Source organism: Nocardioides mangrovicus, from assembly GCF_003674065.1.
GTDB classification, from domain to species: domain Bacteria; phylum Actinomycetota; class Actinomycetes; order Propionibacteriales; family Nocardioidaceae; genus Marmoricola; species Marmoricola mangrovicus.
This window is the reverse complement of sequence record NZ_RDBE01000006.1, coordinates 541,584-555,807: the sequence shown is the minus strand read 5'-3', so window position 1 is coordinate 555,807 and position 14,224 is coordinate 541,584. Positions and strand designations below refer to the sequence as shown.

Here is a 14,224-nt window from a genome sequence, read left to right as displayed (position 1 = left end):
GCACGGTTGTCTTGTGCACGAGATGAACGTACACGCGCTAGTCTGGCGTGACAAGCACTCGGCGAGGAGGACCCATGAGCGTCGCCACCGAACGCTCGGCACCGTTGGCCGACCTGCTCTGCTTCGACCTGTACGCCGCCTCGCGCGCGGTGACCGCGCGCTACCGGGCCCTGCTGGCCGAGCTCGACCTGACCTACCCGCAGTACCTGGTGCTGCTGCTGCTCGGCGACGCCGAGCAGCTCAGCGTGCGTCGCATCGCCGCCGACCTGCACCTCGACCACAGCACCCTGACCCCGCTGCTGCGGCGGCTGGAGCGCTCCGGCCTGCTCACCCGCTCGCGCAACGCCGACGACGAGCGGGTGGTCGACATCGCGCTCACCGCGCGCGGTCGGCAGGTGGTCGAGCGCTTCGGGGAGGTGCAGGACGGCATGCGCGAGGCGATGGGGCTCAGCCCGCGCGAGGCCCACTCGCTGCAGGAGGCGCTGCGCCGGCTGGCCACCAGCGTCGAAGGTTAACGATCGTTAACCTGCTCGGTTACAGTGCGGGCATGTCGTACGAGCTCTCCCGCGAGCACGAGGAGTTCCGGCGCACCGTGCGTGCGTTCGCCGAGGACCGGATCGCGCCGCACGCGGCCCAGTGGGATCGCGACCACCACTTCCCGGTCGAGGTCGTGCAGCAGCTGGGCGACCTCGGGCTGTTCGGCCTCACCGCCCCCGAGGAGTACGGCGGCGCCGGCCTGGCCGGCGAGGACGGCGGCTTCACCAGCCTGTGCCTGGCCATCGAGGAGCTCGGTCGGGTCGACCAGTCGATGGGCATCACGCTCGAGGCCGCGGTCGGGTTGGGCATCAACCCGATCCTCACCTACGGCAGCGACGAGCAACGCAAGACCTGGCTGCCCGACCTCGTGGCCGGGCGCTCGCTCGCCGGCTTCGGGCTCACCGAGCCCGGCGCCGGCTCCGACGCCGGCGCGACGCGTACGAAGGCGAGGCTGGACGGCGGTGAGTGGGTGGTCGACGGCGCCAAGCAGTTCATCACCAACTCCGGGTCCGAGATCACCTCGGTCGTCACGGTCACCGCGCGCACCGGCGAGCGCGAGGGCGGCAAGCCCGAGATCAGCACCATCCTGGTCCCGGCCGGCACTCCCGGCTTCACCGCGGAGCCGGCCTACGACAAGCTCGGCTGGCACGCCTCGGACACCCACCCGCTGACCTTCGAGGGCGCCCGCGTGCCCGAGGCGAACCTGCTGGGCGAGCGGGGTCGCGGCTACGCCCAGTTCCTGGCCACCCTCGACGACGGCCGGGTGGCCATCGCGGCGCTCGCCGTCGGCTGCATCCAGGCCTGCCTGGACGCCTCGCTGGCCTACGCCGGCGATCGGCAGACCTTCGGCGGCCCGATCGGACGCAAGCAGGGCGTCGCCTTCCAGATCGCCGACCTGGAGACGATGCTGCGCGCGAGCCGCCTGCTCACCTACAGCGCGGCGGCGATGAAGGACGCCATGGACGCCGGTCGCGCCGTGCCGGCGAAGGAGTTCAAGCAGGCCGCCGCGGTGGCCAAGCTCTACGCCACCGAGTCGGCGGTCACGGCCACCCGCATCGCTACGCAGGTCTTCGGCGGCTACGGCTTCATGGAGGAATACCCGGTGGCCCGGTTCTACCGCGACGCCAAGGTGCTCGAGATCGGCGAGGGCACCTCGGAGGTCCAGCGGATGCTCATCGCGCGGGGGCTCGGCCTGCCGGTGGAGTAGCCGCGCTGCGCATCCGGCGCCCGAAGGCCAGGTAGAAGACCCGCCGCTGCGCGGTCCGCAGCGAGGCCATCAGGTTGCCGCGCCGGACGTCGGCGGCGCTCACGCTCTCCGGCGCGATGCGCTGCAGCTCGCGGTGCAGGTGGGCGATGGAGGCGGACTGCTGCCCGGCCAGCTCCACGCTCCACTGGGTGTCGCTGAAGCGGAACGCCGCCTCGGTGTGCGGCGTGGTGACCAGGTCGCCGCGCAGCAGCACCCGCGAGTACGTCGCCTGGTCGATCATGTAGCCGGGGTCGCCGTGCCAGCCGCCGACCTCGGCCAGGGTGCTGCGCCGCAGCAGCACGCAGCAGGGCTCGCCGAACAGGTTGGCGCCCTGCCGCACCGCCGTGCGGACCGCCGTCCGGCCGTCGACGCGACCGCTGAGCCCGCCCAGCCCGCGACGACGCACGATGACCTTGCCCGTGGCGTCGATCATGTCGCGCGGGGAGCAGACCATCACCGCGTCCGGGTGGGCGTCGAACGCGGCCACCTGGTGCTCGAGCGCGGTGGGTCGCAGCAGGTCGTCGCCGCACACCAGCTTGACCAGCTCGCCGGTGGCGGCCTGCGTGACGCGGTTCCAGTTGCGCTCGGCGCCGCCGCCCGCCGGGGTCGAGAGGAGCCGTACGCGAGGGTCGTGGGCGAACTCGGCGAGGATCTGCGGCGTGTCGTCGACCGAGGCGTGGTCGGCCACGACGAGCTCGAAGTCGGTGTAGGTCTGGGCGAGCACCGAGAGCAGGGTCTCGCGCAGGAAGGCGGCGTTGTTGTACGCCGGCACCACCACCGACACGCGTGTGCTCACCACGGACCCCGTTCCCCCTCAGCAGGATCAGCGTAGCCCGGACAGCCGGGCCGAGACGCGCTTACGCTGGAGTCGTCACGGGAGGAAGCGGGGGCGTCGTGGCGCAGCTGCACACGCACACCCTGGTCCGGCCGATGCCCGACCAGGTGGCTCCGGCCTGGCCCGGCGCGCGCTGGGTCGGCGTGGTCGACGACGTCGAGCGGCTCGCGGTCGAGGAGCTCGAGCTCGACGCCTCGCAGGGCTACCGCCACGCCCGGCTGCTGGTCCGGTCCGAGGGCCGGGTGCGCGGCTTCGTCGAGCTGCCGGTGGTCGAGGGCCGGGTACGCACCGCCGACCTGCGCCGGCTGGCCGCACCGCTGCCCGCGCCGGACCCCGCGAGCGAGGACCACCTCGCCGCCAGCGTCACCGTCGTCATCTGCACCCGCGACCGTCCCGAGCGGCTGCGCGAGGCGCTCGCGGCCGTCCTGCGGCTGTGCCACCCCGGCTTCGACGTCGTGGTCGTCGACAACGCGCCGGCCACCACCGCCACCCACGACCTGGTGGCCGCCTGGGGCGACCCGCGCGTGCGCCTGGTCACCGAGCCGCACCCCGGCGTGCCCTACGCGCGCAACCGCGGGCTGCGCGAGGCCACCGGCGACCTGGTGGCCTTCGCCGACGACGACGTGGTGGTCGACGAGGGGTGGCTGTGCCACCTCACCGACGCCTTTGCGGCCTCGGCCGAGGTGGCGTGCGTGACCGGGCTGGTGCCCGGTGGCGAGCTGGCGACGCCGACCCAGGCCAGCTTCGACCAGCGCGTGGACTGGGCCGCCTCGTGCCGCCGTGCGCTCTACTCGCTGGCGCGGCCCCCGGCGGGCGACCGGCTCTTCCCCTTCCACCTCGGGCTCTACGGCACGGGCGCCAGCTTCGCGGTGCGGCGCCGCGTCGCCATCGCCCTCGGCGGGTTCGACGAGGCGCTGGGCGTGGGCACCGTGACGATGGGCGGGGAGGACATCGACCTCTTCGTCCGGGTCCTCGCCGCCGGTCACGACCTGGCGACCGCACCGTCCGCCGTCGCCTGGCACCGCCACCGCGCCGATCCCGACGCCCTGCTCACCCAGGCCGTCGGCTACGGCGTCGGGCTGGGGGCGTGGCTGACCAAGGTCGCCTTGGACCGCCGGCTGCGACGACTCGCCCTGGGCTGCCTCGGCCCGCGCCGGCTGGGCTCGGCGGTCGGCCGGCTGCGCTCACTGGGCGACGCGACCCCGGTCGCCGCCGACGCCGACCTGGACCCGGTGCTGCGCCGCACGCTGGCCCGCATCGGGCGCGCCGAGCGGATGGGGCTGCTGCGCGGACCCGTGCGCTACGCCCGCGCCCGCCGCGCCGGCGGCCGCGCCCGGCCGCTGAGCGTGGCCGATCAGGACCAGAAGTCGGTCCAGACGAAGCCGATCTCCTCCAGCATCAGCCGCAGCAGCGGCACGCTGACGCCGACCACGTTGTGCGGGTCGCCGGTGACGCCGCTGACGAAGGCGCCGCCCCGGCCGTCGAGCGTGAACGCCCCGGCCACCTCCAGCGGCTCCCCGGTGGCCACGTAGGCGGCGATCTCCTCGTCGCTGACCTCGGCGAACCGCACCCGCGTGGCCGCCGAGCGGGCCAGCCACACCTCGCGGTGGGTGTCGATGACGCAGTGGCCGGTGTGCAGGACGCCGGCGTTGCCGCGCATCCGCTGCCAGCGCAGCGTCGCCTCCTCGGCGGTGTGCGGCTTGCCCAGCACCTCACCGTCCAGCTCGAGCACCGAGTCGCAGCCCAGCACCAGCGACCGCGGCCGGTCGGCGGCCACCGCCACCGCCTTCAGCTGGGCCAGCTTCAGCGCGTACTCGGCGGGCTCGGTGAGCTCCACCGTGCTCTCGTCGACCCCCGAGACGACCACCTCCGGGTCGAGCCCGGCCGCCCGCAGGGTCTTCAGGCGAGCGGGCGAGGCGGAGGCGAGGACGAGCGGGGGAGCGGACGGCACGGGCTCAGACTAGGAGGAACCCGGCAGGCCGCTGCCACGCCACGCGCCCGGCCCGGCGGCGTACGTCGTCCGCAGCCGGCGGGCGGGCGCGGCCCACTCGCTGGTGGGCGGCGCGGGCGATTCCCGGCCGCCGAGCGAGGAGAACACCGCGACCAGCGCGGCGACCTGCTCGGGCGTCGCGTCGCCGTCGACCAGGAAGAGCGGAGCGGCCTCGTCGGAGATGTCGCTCACAGCGGGATGTTCCCGTGCTTCTTCGGCGGCAGGGTCTCGCGCTTGGTGCGCAGCAGCCGCAGCGCCTTGACGACCTCGGCGCGGGTCTCGTGCGGGGCGATGACGGCGTCGACGTAGCCGCGCTCGGCCGCGATGTAGGGGTTGGCCAGCGTGTCCTCGTACTCCTGGACCAGATCCGCGCGCCGGGCCTCCGCGTCGTCGGCGCCGGCCAGCTCCTTGCGGTAGAGGATGTTGACCGCACCCTGGGCGCCCATCACCGCGATCTGCGCCGTGGGCCAGGCCAGGTTGACGTCGGCGCCTAGGTGCTTGGAGCCCATGACGTCGTAGGCGCCGCCGTAGGCCTTGCGGGTGATGACGGTGACCAGCGGGACGGTGGCCTCGGCGTAGGCGTAGATCAGCTTGGCGCCGCGGCGGATGATGCCGTTCCACTCCTGGTCGGTGCCGGGCAGGAATCCCGGCACGTCGACGAAGGTGAGCACCGGGATGTTGAAGGCGTCGCAGGTGCGCACGAAGCGTGCCGCCTTCTCCGAGGCGTCGATGTCGAGGGTGCCGGCGAACTGCATCGGCTGGTTGGCCACGATGCCGACCGAGCGACCCTCCACCCGGCCGTAGCCGACGAGGATGTTGGGCGCGAAGAGCTCCATCACCTCGAGGAACTCAGCCCCGTCGAGCACCGCGTTGATCGCGTCGTGCATGTCGTAGGGCTGGTTGGCGCCGTCGGGGATGAGGGTGTCGAGGGCGCGGTCCTCCTCGGAGACGTCGAGGTCCGACTCCTCGGGGTAGGCCGGCGGCTCGTCGAGGTTGTTCTGCGGCAGGTAGGACAGCAGCGTCTTGACGTACTCGATGGCGTCGTCCTCGTCGCTGCCCATGTAGTGGGCGTTGCCCGACCTGGTGTTGTGCGCCCGCGCGCCGCCCAGCTCCTCCATCGTGACGTCCTCGCCGGTGACGGTCTTGATGACGTCGGGACCGGTGATGAACATGTTCGAGGTGCCGTCGACCATGACGGTGAAGTCGGTGACGGCGGGGGAGTAGACGTGACCGCCGGCGCAGGAGCCCATGATGAGGCTGATCTGCGGGATGACGCCGCTGGCGTGCACGTTGCGCCGGAAGATCTCGCCGTAGAGCCCGAGGCTCACAACGCCTTCCTGGATGCGCGCGCCGGCGCCCTCGTTGATGCCGATGATCGGGCAGCCGGTGCGCATCGCCAGGTCCATGACCTTGGTGATCTTCTGGCCGTAGACCTCGCCCAGCGAGCCGCCGAAGACGGTGAAGTCCTGGCTGAAGACGCACACCTGGCGCCCGTCGACCGTGCCGTAGCCGGTGACGACGCCGTCACCGTAGGGCCGGTTCTTCTCCAGGCCGAACGCCGTGGAGCGGTGCCGGGCCAGCTCGTCGAGCTCGACGAACGAGCCCTCGTCGAAGAGCAGCTCGATGCGCTCACGGGCGGTCTTCTTCCCCTTCGCGTGCTGCTTCTCCACCGCCTTCGCCGAGCCGGCGTGGACGGCCTCGTCGATGCGGCGGTCGAGGTCGGCCAGCTTGCCCGCGGTGGTGTGGATGTCGATGTCGTCGGGGACCTCGGTCCCGCTGTCACGAATCTCGTTGGCAGGCTGCGCGCTCACGATGGGCAGACTAGCCGCGTGGATTCCTCGCGCCTCGCCGACCTCGCGGTGCCGGGCTGGCAGGTGGAGTACCTCGACGCCGTCGGCTCGACCAACGCCGTCGCCCGCCAGCGGCCCGCCGGCACGGTCGTGGTCACCGACCATCAGACCGCCGGCCGCGGCCGGCTCGACCGGACCTGGCAGACGCCGGCCGGCGTGGCGCTGACCTCCTCGGCCGTCGTCGACCCGCAGCAGCCCGACGCCCGGTGGCCCTGGCTGCCCCTGCTGGTCGGCCTCGCGGTGGCCGAGGCGATCCCGGTGCCGGCCGGGCTGAAGTGGCCCAACGACGTGATGGTGGGCGGGCGCAAGATCGCCGGGATCCTGGTCGAGCGGGTGCCCGGCACCTCGAGCGGACCGCTGGCGGTGCTCGGCGTCGGCCTCAACGTGCACCAGAGCGAGCTCCCGGTGCCCACCGCCACCTCGCTGGCCCTCGAGGGGGCCGCCCGCGACCGCGGCGACCTGCTGGCCGCGCTGCTGGCCGGCTACACCTCCCGGCTGGCCGACTGGCGCGAGCCGGGCGGCGCCGACCGGCTGCGGGCCGCCTACATCGCCCGCTGCGTCACCCTGGGCCGCGACGTCGAGGTGCACCTGCCCGGCGAGCGGCGTCTTGCGGGACGGGCCGAGTCGATCGACGACGGTGGCCGGCTGGTGGTGGTGACCGGCGGCGAACGGCATCCGGTGGGTGCCGGCGACGTCGTCCACGTGCGCTGAACCGAGACGCCGGGCCGCCACTGCTGCCACACTCTGGGGGTGGCCATCTCCAGCAAGCTGCTGAACCCCGGCGAGTCCGTGGTCATCAGCACGCGCACCCACTGGAAGGCGCTGGTGCTGCCGGTGCTGGCGCTCGTGGTGGTCGCCGCGGTGGCCGGGTTCGCGCTGAGCCGTCTGGACAACGCGGTGGCCCGCTGGGTCGTGGTGGTCGTCGCCGTCGTGCTGCTGGTGTGGTGGACGCTGCTGCCGTTCCTGCGCTGGGTGACCTCGACCTACACCGTCACCAGCCGCCGCCTCATCACCCGCCACGGCATCCTCACCCGCACCGGGCACGACATCCCGCTCAACCGCATCAGCGACGTCTCCTACGAACGCGGCGTGGTCGACCGGCTCGTCGGCTGCGGCACCCTGATCATCTCCGACGCCAGCACCCACGGCCGGGTCTCGCTGCCGGACGTTCCCGGCGTCGAGGCGATCCAGCTCAAGCTCAGCGACCTGCTCTACGGTCACGCGAGCGCCACTCCCGAGGCGCGCTCGGACGAAGGTGCCTGAGCAGCCGTACAGCCGCGCACGGCTCGAGGAGTCCCTCCTCGGAGCCGCCCCCGAGCTCTCCACCGACGAGCTCGCCCAGGTGGTCGAGGAGCAGCTGGACATCGAGCCCGAGGACGCCCGCCGGTTCTGGCGGGCACTGGGCTTCCCCGACCCGGGCAGCGGGTCGGCCTTCACCAGCCACGACGTCGACGCCCTCCGGGTCGTCTCCGACCTGCTCAGCGAAGGCCTGGTCGACCGCGACACGCTGCTGCGCATGACCCGCGCCATCGGCTCGACGGTCTCCCGCCTGGCGGAGTGGGAGGTCAACACCCTGGTCGGGCGCGTGGAGGAGCTGGAGTCCGGCGACCAGGCCACCGGCTCGCGCATCGGCAGCGCGCTGCGGCTGCACGACGGCGTCGGCCGCCCCTTCGAGGCACTGCTGCTCTACGCCTGGCACCGCCACCTCTCCGCCGCCGTCGCGCGGGTGGAGGCCCTCGGCGCGCGCGACGAGGACCTGCGCACCACCGAGGTCACCGTCGGCTTCGCCGACCTGGTCGGCTTCTCGGCCTGGAGCAACGAGCACTCCCAGGAGCAGATCGGCCGCGTCGTGGAGGCCTTCGAGGACCGTGCGTCCGACGCCGTCGCGCTGCACGGCGGCCGCGTAGTCAAGACCCTCGGCGACTCCGTGCTCTACGTGTGCGCCGGGCCCGTGGCGGCCTACGACATCGCCGACGACGTGGTGCGCGAGGTCGGCGGCGACCTCGAGCTGCCCGACGTCCGCGTCGGTCTGGCCACCGGCCCGGTGCAGCTGCGCCTGGGCGACGTCTTCGGCCCGGCGGTGAACCTGGCCGCCCGGATGACCTCGGTCGCGCGCCGCAACCGCATCATCGCCGACCAGCGCACCGCCGACCTGCTGCCCGCCGAGCAGTTCCAGGTGCGGGTGCTGCCGGCCCGCCCGGTGCGCGGGTTCGGGGATCTGGAACCCGTAGCAGTACGCCGCCGCTGACGGGTCACGGGCCGCCGACTGCCCACCGATAGGGTTCGACAGTGCCCGAGGCCCCCGTCGTCGCCGTCATCGGCGGCGGTCAGCTCGCCCGGATGCTGGCCGAGCCGGCGGCCGCGATGGCCGTGCCGCTGCGGCTGCTGGCCGAGGCCGAGGGGGTCAGCGCGGCGCAGGTGGTGCCCGACCAGGTCGTCGGCGACTACGCCGACCTCGACACGCTGCGGGTGGTGACGCACGGCTGCGCGGTGGTCACCTTCGACCACGAGCACGTGCCCACCGAGCACCTGCGCGCCCTCGAGCGCGACCTCGCGGTCCGCCCGGGCCCCGAGGCCCTGGTGCACGCCCAGGACAAGGCCGTCATGCGCCGCCGGCTCGGCGAGCTCGGCGTGCCGTGCCCGCGCAACGCGGTGGTCGCCGACGTCGAGGCGGTCGTCGCCTTCGGCCTGCCGTGCGTCGTGAAGACCACCCGTGGCGGCTACGACGGCAAGGGCGTCTGGTTCGTCGAGACCCCCGAGGACTGCGCCCCCGCCTTCGAGAGCGGCGTGCCGGTCCTGGCCGAGGAGCGGGTGCCGTTTCGCCGCGAGCTGTCGGCGATCGTCGCGCGCTCGCCCAGCGGCCAGGTGGCGGCGTACCCGGTGGTGGCCACCACCCAGCTCGACGGCATCTGTCACGAGGTGGTCGCGCCCGCACCCGACCTCGACCCCGGACTCGCCGTGCAGGCCCAGCGGCTGGCCATGCGGGTGGCCGCCGAGCTCGGCGTCACCGGCCTGCTCGCGGTGGAGCTGTTCGAGACCACCGACGGCCGGATCCTGGTCAACGAGCTGGCCATGCGCCCCCACAACACCGGCCACTGGACCCAGGACGGGGCGGTGACCAGCCAGTTCGAGAACCACCTGCGCGCCGTGCTCGACCTGCCGCTCGGCGCGCCCGACGCCCGCGAGCGCTGGACGGTGATGGTCAACATCCTCGGCGGCGCGGCCGAGACCGGGCGGCTCTACGACGGCTACCCCCACGCGCTGGCCCGCGACCCGCGGCTGCGCGTCCACCTGTACGGCAAGGGGCTGCGGCCCGGGCGCAAGGTGGGCCACGTCAACGCCTACGGCGACGACCTCGAGGACTGTCTCGAGCGCGCCCGGCACGCCGCCGCCTGGTTCCGCGGCGACCTGGGAGAGGAGTCGCAGTGAGCGCACGCGTGGGCATCGTCATGGGGTCGGACTCCGACTGGCCGGTGATGCAGGCGGCGGCCGAGGCGCTGGCCGAGTTCGACGTGCCGCACGAGGCCGACGTCGTCTCGGCCCACCGGATGCCCGACGCGATGCTGGCCTACGGCCGCGACGCCGCGGCGCGCGGGCTGTCGGTGATCATCGCCGGCGCCGGTGGCGCCGCCCATCTGCCCGGCATGCTCGCGGCCGTCACGCCCCTGCCGGTCATCGGCGTGCCCGTGCCGCTCAAGCACCTCGACGGGATGGACTCGCTGCTCTCCATCGTCCAGATGCCCTCGGGCGTCCCGGTGGCCACGGTCGCGGTCGGCAACGCCCGCAACGCCGGCCTGCTGGCGGTGCGCATCCTGGCCGCCGCCGACGCCGACCTGCAGCAGCGCATGACCGACTTCCAGGCCGAGCTGCGAGCCGCCGCCGAGGCCAAGGGCGAGACCGTCCGGCGAGCCGTCGAGGGTACGGCCCGCAAGACCGGTTTCTGACCCGTTCAGTCGGTCGGCCGCTGCCGCAGCGCCTTGGTGCGGCCGCGCTGCTTCTTGGCCTCCACCCGGCGCCGTCGGGCGGCGCGGCTGGGCTTGGTCGGCACCCGCGGCAGCGGCGGTGGCGCCAGCGCCTCGCGCAGCCGGTCGCCCAGCCGCTCGCGGGCGGCCACCCGGTTGCGGTGCTGGGAGCGGTGCTCGGCGGCCACGACGACCAGCGCCCGCCCGCTCGTGGCGCGCAGCACGCGGGCGCGCTGGGCGTCGTCGAGCGCGGCCGTGGCAGCCGGGTCGAGCAGCAGCTCGACCCGGCTGTCGCTGGTGTTGACCGACTGGCCGCCGGGTCCCGAGGCGCGTGAGAACCGCTCGACCAGATCGGTCTCGGGTACGACGAGTCCGTGCGGCACGCCCGGGCCCGGGCGCACGACCAGGTCCATCAGGCGCGCTCGCGCAGCCGCGCGGCCTCGTGCTCGGCGTGGGCCAGCATCAGGCCGTAGACGAAGCCGTGGTGGGCCTCCACCGTCGGCAGCACGGTCGCGCAGTGCCGCAGGAAGGCCGCCTCCACCACCAGGTCCTGGTGCGAGCCGAGCCGTCGCTGCTGCTTCTTGGCCCGCCGCGCGAGCTCGACCGCCCGGGGGAGCACCGGCTCCAGCACCTCCGCGGTGTAGCGCAGCCGCTTGAAGGCCTTGCGCGCACGGTGCGCCAGCTCGGGCGCGGCCGGGTCGTTGGCCCCGACTCGGTCGGCGTCGGCCAGTCGTCGCCGCGCGCGACGTTCGGCGACGTCGAGGAGCTCGCGGCCGGCGCGTCGCAGCGCCTTGTCCGAGAGCGGCTCGCCGGCCACCGGCGGCCGGTCGTACCAGCGCGCGACGGCGCGCATCGTGCGGCGGAAGCGGTCGGTGGTGCGCTGCGCCTGCCAGACCTCGTAGCTGCGGTGACGGACCCCGGCCAGCGCCTGGCGGACCTCGTGGGTGACGTCGTCGCGCAGCGGCCCGCCCAGCACCAGGTCGGCGGGCAGTGCGGCCAGCCGGGCCGTGAGACGCTCGCCGAGCACGTCGGCGTCGCGGAGGTCCGAGAGCAGCGCGGCCAGCCAGCGCAGGTCCTCCTCGAGCACCTCGAGCTCGGCGGCGTCGGGGGTGAGCAGCGGGGCGAAGGAGCGCAGTGCGCTGCGCAGCCGCCGCAGGCCGACGCGGGTGTCGTGCACCAGCTCGGCGTCGGACCGCGTGCGCAGCAGCAGCTCGCCGCGGATCACCACCGTGCACTGCTCGCGCAGGTAGCTCGACAACGCGTCCTCGCTACGGAACCTGTCGCGACCCCCGGGCACCCGGCCACGCTTTCACGCGCAGCCGGGTGACGCACCGGTTCGCCGGAGGTCGATCAGCCAGCGAGACCGGAGTTCTCCAAAAGCCCCACAAAACGGACACGGCTTCCGTAGGGTTCGGAAGGCAGGTCGAGCGACGCATCGGGTTCCACGGGGGATGCCTGACGTCGTGCGACGGCATCGGGGGACCATCTCGTGAGCTTTCACGTGTCTCGTCATCGCGCGCACGCACCGCTGCGCTTCCGGCTGACCGGCTCGCTGCTGGTGCTCGCCCTGTGCGCGCTGCCGCTGGTCGGGTTCGAGCAGGCGGAGCCCGTCGCGCAGGTGAGCGCTGCTCACCAGCACGCCCACCACGCGGCCGCGCACCACGCCGCGAAGCACGCGAAGAAGCACACGAAGAAGAAGGCCAAGAAGAAGAGCAAGAAGAAGTCGAAGAAGAAGCACGTCACCAAGCACGTGACGACGCCGGCGACCACGAGCGCGGCGACCGCCGCCTCGGCGGTCGCCTCGACCCCGAGCACGACCGTCACCACGGCCACCACGACCACCGCGGCCACCGTGTCCAGCGCGGCCGTGCTCGCCACGGGCGCCGCCAAGCCGGTCACCGGCTTCCTCGGCTCCGCCAACGCCTACCGCCTCGACGTCAGCAACGCCCCGCTCAACAGCGACAGCGCCGGGATGGTGGCCAACCTGACCTCGCAGGTCACCTCCTACTACGGCGGCGTCGCGGCGTTCAACGTCTGGAACTACAACACGACCTTCTACCAGGCCGCCGCGAGCACCCCGCTGCAGCGCGTGATCTGGGACAACTGCCAGAACAAGTCCTACACGCCCTCGCTGCTCTACACCGTCAGCGCCGGGGCCGCCTTCGTGGACGTGCCGATCCCCGCCGACGCCGTCGCCGCCTCGGGCACCGACGCCGAGCTGGCGATCTGGAGCCCGAGCCGCGACAAGCTGTGGGAGTTCTGGAAGGCCAAGAAGTCATCCGACGGCTGGCACGCGTGCTGGGGCGGTCGCATCGACAGCTGGTCCACCAGCCCCGGCTACTTCACCAACGGCGCCGGCGCCACCGCCACCGGGCTGCCGGTCGCCTCGGGTGCGATCGGGATCACCGAGGCGCAGGCGGGCTCGATCAACCACGCGCTGAACCTGGTCGTCATCAACGCCGCGAACTACGCCACCTACAGCTACCCGGCGCAGCGCAGCGACGGCAACCAGGCGGTGGGCACGGCCCACGCCATCCCGGAGGGCACCCGCTTCCGCCTGGACCCCACGCTCGACGTCGACAGCCTCAAGCTGACGCCGATCGCCAAGGCCGTGGCGAAGGCCGCGCAGAAGTACGGGTTCATCGTCTCCGACAAGGGCGGAAGCGTCGGCGTCCAGGCCGAGAGCGGCACCGGGGTGGCCACGGTGACCGGCACCAACCCCTGGAACGCCCTCATGGCCGGCGTGCCGGCGTACAACATCATGAAGAACTTCCCGTGGAGCCGGCTGCAGGCGCTGCCCATGAACTACGGCAAGCCCTGATCCGCGCTCTTCGTCGATGACCTAACGTCGAGGGCATGGAGCTCACAGAGATCCCTGCCGCCGACGGGTCCGCCGAGGCCTACCTCGCGCGACCCGAGGGCGGGTCGGGGCCGGGGGTGCTGTTCCTCATCGACGCCATCGGGCTGCGCCCGAGGATCGCGCAGATGTGTGACCGCATCGCCTCGTGGGGCTACGTGGTGCTGGCGCCGAACGTCTTCTACCGCGAGGGCACGGCCGCCGAGACCTCGCCGGACGCCGACCTGCGCGAGCCGGGGGAGCGCGAGCGCTTCTTCGAGGTGGCCGGTCCCCGGATCGGTCGCCTCACCGCCGACCTCGCCGAGCGCGACCTGACGGCCTATCTGGCGGAGCTGCGCGGCACGGAGGGGGTGACCGAGGGCCCGCTCGGCGCGACCGGCTACTGCATGGGCGCGCGGCTCGCGGTGCGAGCGGCCACCGGCGACGAGGGCGTCGCGGCCGTCGGCGGCTTCCACGGTGCCGGGCTGGTCACCGACGACCCCGACAGCCCGCACCTGGGGCTGGGGCGGACCCGCGCGGAGTTCTGCTTCGGCCACGCCGACCAGGACCACGCGAACCCGGCCGAGGCGATCGCCGCGCTGGGTGAGGCGCTGGCCGAGCACGGGCTGAGCGCCTCGAACGAGGTCTATCCCGACGCCCCGCACGGCTACACGATGGCCGACACCTCGGCCTACCAGGAGGCCGGGACCGAGCGGCACTTCGCCGAGCTCGAGGCGCTGTTCGCCCGCACGCTGGACCGCCCGCGGTCCTGAGGCCGGCGGGCCGGGTCAGACGACGCGCACCCCGGTGGGGTTGTGCACCGCGCGGGCGCGTGCGGTGAGCTCGGCGCTCGTGGGGACCGGCTCGTGGTGGCCGGTGGGCCGGGGAGCGGTCGGGAAGCGGCGGGCGCGGGGCCCGAAGAGGGGAACCATGGCGTACTCCTGACGTGAGGTGGCTGGACGGCTGGA

The 14,224-nt window shown here is 73.5% G+C and carries 16 protein-coding genes and 1 pseudogene; 10 read left to right on the top strand and 7 right to left on the bottom strand.

The features are described from left to right. Positions 1-74 precede the first annotated feature (74 nt). Complete coding sequence (locus tag D9V37_RS08640; RefSeq protein WP_121805697.1) at positions 75-515, top strand: MarR family winged helix-turn-helix transcriptional regulator; 441 nt, start codon at positions 75-77, stop codon at positions 513-515. 32 nt (positions 516-547) lie between these two features. After that, a complete protein-coding gene (locus D9V37_RS08635) occupies positions 548-1,744 on the top strand; it encodes an acyl-CoA dehydrogenase family protein (RefSeq protein ID WP_121805696.1) in 1,197 nt (398 codons plus the stop codon). On the opposite strand, the gene D9V37_RS08630 is transcribed toward D9V37_RS08635, so the two are convergent. Beyond that, entirely contained in the window at positions 1,710-2,579 is an 870-nt protein-coding gene (locus D9V37_RS08630) for a glycosyltransferase family 2 protein (RefSeq protein WP_121805695.1), read from the bottom strand. The genes D9V37_RS08635 and D9V37_RS08630 overlap by 35 nt on opposite strands. Positions 2,580-2,713: 134 nt before the next feature. Between D9V37_RS08630 and D9V37_RS20650 the strand changes: the two are divergent. Continuing rightward, a pseudogene (locus tag D9V37_RS20650) lies at positions 2,714-3,664 on the top strand (glycosyltransferase family 2 protein); the annotation flags it as partial. A gap of 308 nt (positions 3,665-3,972) precedes the next feature. Here D9V37_RS20650 and D9V37_RS08620 read toward each other — a convergent pair. From D9V37_RS08620 to D9V37_RS08610, 3 genes are read right to left on the bottom strand one after another with little or no spacing between them, the layout of a single operon-like run. Then, positions 3,973-4,569 (bottom strand): Maf family protein, encoded by a 597-nt coding sequence (locus tag D9V37_RS08620; protein ID WP_121805694.1) that lies wholly within the window; start codon positions 4,567-4,569, stop codon positions 3,973-3,975. A gap of 9 nt (positions 4,570-4,578) precedes the next feature. Beyond that, positions 4,579-4,800, bottom strand: a complete 222-nt coding sequence (locus D9V37_RS08615) for an acyl-CoA carboxylase subunit epsilon (protein WP_121805693.1) — start codon at positions 4,798-4,800, stop codon at positions 4,579-4,581. Further along, a complete protein-coding gene (locus D9V37_RS08610) occupies positions 4,797-6,395 on the bottom strand; it encodes an acyl-CoA carboxylase subunit beta (protein WP_121805911.1) in 1,599 nt (532 codons plus the stop codon). The genes D9V37_RS08615 and D9V37_RS08610 overlap by 4 nt, the downstream gene beginning before the upstream one ends. Before the next feature lie 42 nt (positions 6,396-6,437). Between D9V37_RS08610 and D9V37_RS08605 the strand changes: the two genes are divergently transcribed. The 5 genes from D9V37_RS08605 to purE are packed head-to-tail and all read left to right on the top strand — an operon-like array spanning position 6,438 to position 10,402. Beyond that, a complete protein-coding gene (locus D9V37_RS08605; RefSeq protein ID WP_121805692.1) occupies positions 6,438-7,169 on the top strand; it encodes a biotin--[acetyl-CoA-carboxylase] ligase in 732 nt (243 codons plus the stop codon). A 39-nt stretch (positions 7,170-7,208) separates the two neighbouring features. Continuing rightward, positions 7,209-7,721 (top strand): PH domain-containing protein, encoded by a 513-nt coding sequence (locus tag D9V37_RS08600; RefSeq protein WP_121805691.1) that lies wholly within the window; start codon positions 7,209-7,211, stop codon positions 7,719-7,721. Continuing rightward, positions 7,714-8,706, top strand: coding sequence for an adenylate/guanylate cyclase domain-containing protein (locus D9V37_RS08595; RefSeq protein ID WP_121805690.1), 993 nt, complete (start codon positions 7,714-7,716; stop codon positions 8,704-8,706). The genes D9V37_RS08600 and D9V37_RS08595 overlap by 8 nt, the downstream gene beginning before the upstream one ends. Positions 8,707-8,747: 41 nt before the next feature. After that, positions 8,748-9,887: a 5-(carboxyamino)imidazole ribonucleotide synthase gene (locus D9V37_RS08590; protein WP_121805689.1), complete on the top strand. Its 1,140-nt coding sequence runs from the start codon at positions 8,748-8,750 to the stop codon at positions 9,885-9,887. After that, positions 9,851-10,402, top strand: coding sequence for a 5-(carboxyamino)imidazole ribonucleotide mutase (purE, locus tag D9V37_RS08585; protein ID WP_408636189.1), 552 nt, complete (start codon positions 9,851-9,853; stop codon positions 10,400-10,402). The genes D9V37_RS08590 and purE overlap by 37 nt, the downstream gene beginning before the upstream one ends. Positions 10,403-10,407: 5 nt before the next feature. Here purE and arfB read toward each other — a convergent pair whose 3' ends face one another. Beyond that, positions 10,408-10,833 carry an alternative ribosome rescue aminoacyl-tRNA hydrolase ArfB gene (gene arfB / locus D9V37_RS08580; protein ID WP_121805688.1) on the bottom strand — a complete coding sequence of 142 codons (426 nt, stop codon included), beginning with the start codon at positions 10,831-10,833 and terminating at the stop codon, positions 10,408-10,410. Beyond that, a complete protein-coding gene (locus tag D9V37_RS08575; protein ID WP_158604418.1) occupies positions 10,833-11,678 on the bottom strand; it encodes a CHAD domain-containing protein in 846 nt (281 codons plus the stop codon). Before D9V37_RS08575 ends, arfB begins: the two co-directional genes overlap by 1 nt. 243 nt (positions 11,679-11,921) lie before the next feature. Here D9V37_RS08575 and D9V37_RS08570 point away from each other — a divergent pair, with 243 nt between their 5' ends. After that, positions 11,922-13,241, top strand: coding sequence for a hypothetical protein (locus tag D9V37_RS08570; protein ID WP_121805686.1), 1,320 nt, complete (start codon positions 11,922-11,924; stop codon positions 13,239-13,241). Between the two features lie 35 nt (positions 13,242-13,276). Further along, positions 13,277-14,029 carry a dienelactone hydrolase family protein gene (locus tag D9V37_RS08565; RefSeq protein ID WP_121805685.1) on the top strand — a complete coding sequence of 251 codons (753 nt, stop codon included), beginning with the start codon at positions 13,277-13,279 and terminating at the stop codon, positions 14,027-14,029. A 15-nt stretch (positions 14,030-14,044) separates the two neighbouring features. On the opposite strand, the gene D9V37_RS20215 is transcribed toward D9V37_RS08565, so the two are convergent. Beyond that, the gene (locus D9V37_RS20215; protein ID WP_158604417.1) at positions 14,045-14,188 is read right to left on the bottom strand and encodes a hypothetical protein; all 144 of its coding nucleotides are present in this window, start codon (positions 14,186-14,188) and stop codon (positions 14,045-14,047) included. Positions 14,189-14,224 lie beyond the last annotated feature (36 nt).

Coding starts and splice junctions, on each gene's coding strand:
- D9V37_RS08635 (WP_121805696.1), top strand. CDS start 548: ATGTCGTACGAGCTCTCCCGCGAGCACGAGGAGTTCCGGCGCACCGTG.
- D9V37_RS08565 (WP_121805685.1), top strand. CDS start 13,277: ATGGAGCTCACAGAGATCCCTGCCGCCGACGGGTCCGCCGAGGCCTAC.
- D9V37_RS20215 (WP_158604417.1), bottom strand. CDS start 14,188: ATGGTTCCCCTCTTCGGGCCCCGCGCCCGCCGCTTCCCGACCGCTCCC.
- D9V37_RS08640 (WP_121805697.1), top strand. CDS start 75: ATGAGCGTCGCCACCGAACGCTCGGCACCGTTGGCCGACCTGCTCTGC.
- arfB (WP_121805688.1), bottom strand. CDS start 10,833: ATGGACCTGGTCGTGCGCCCGGGCCCGGGCGTGCCGCACGGACTCGTC.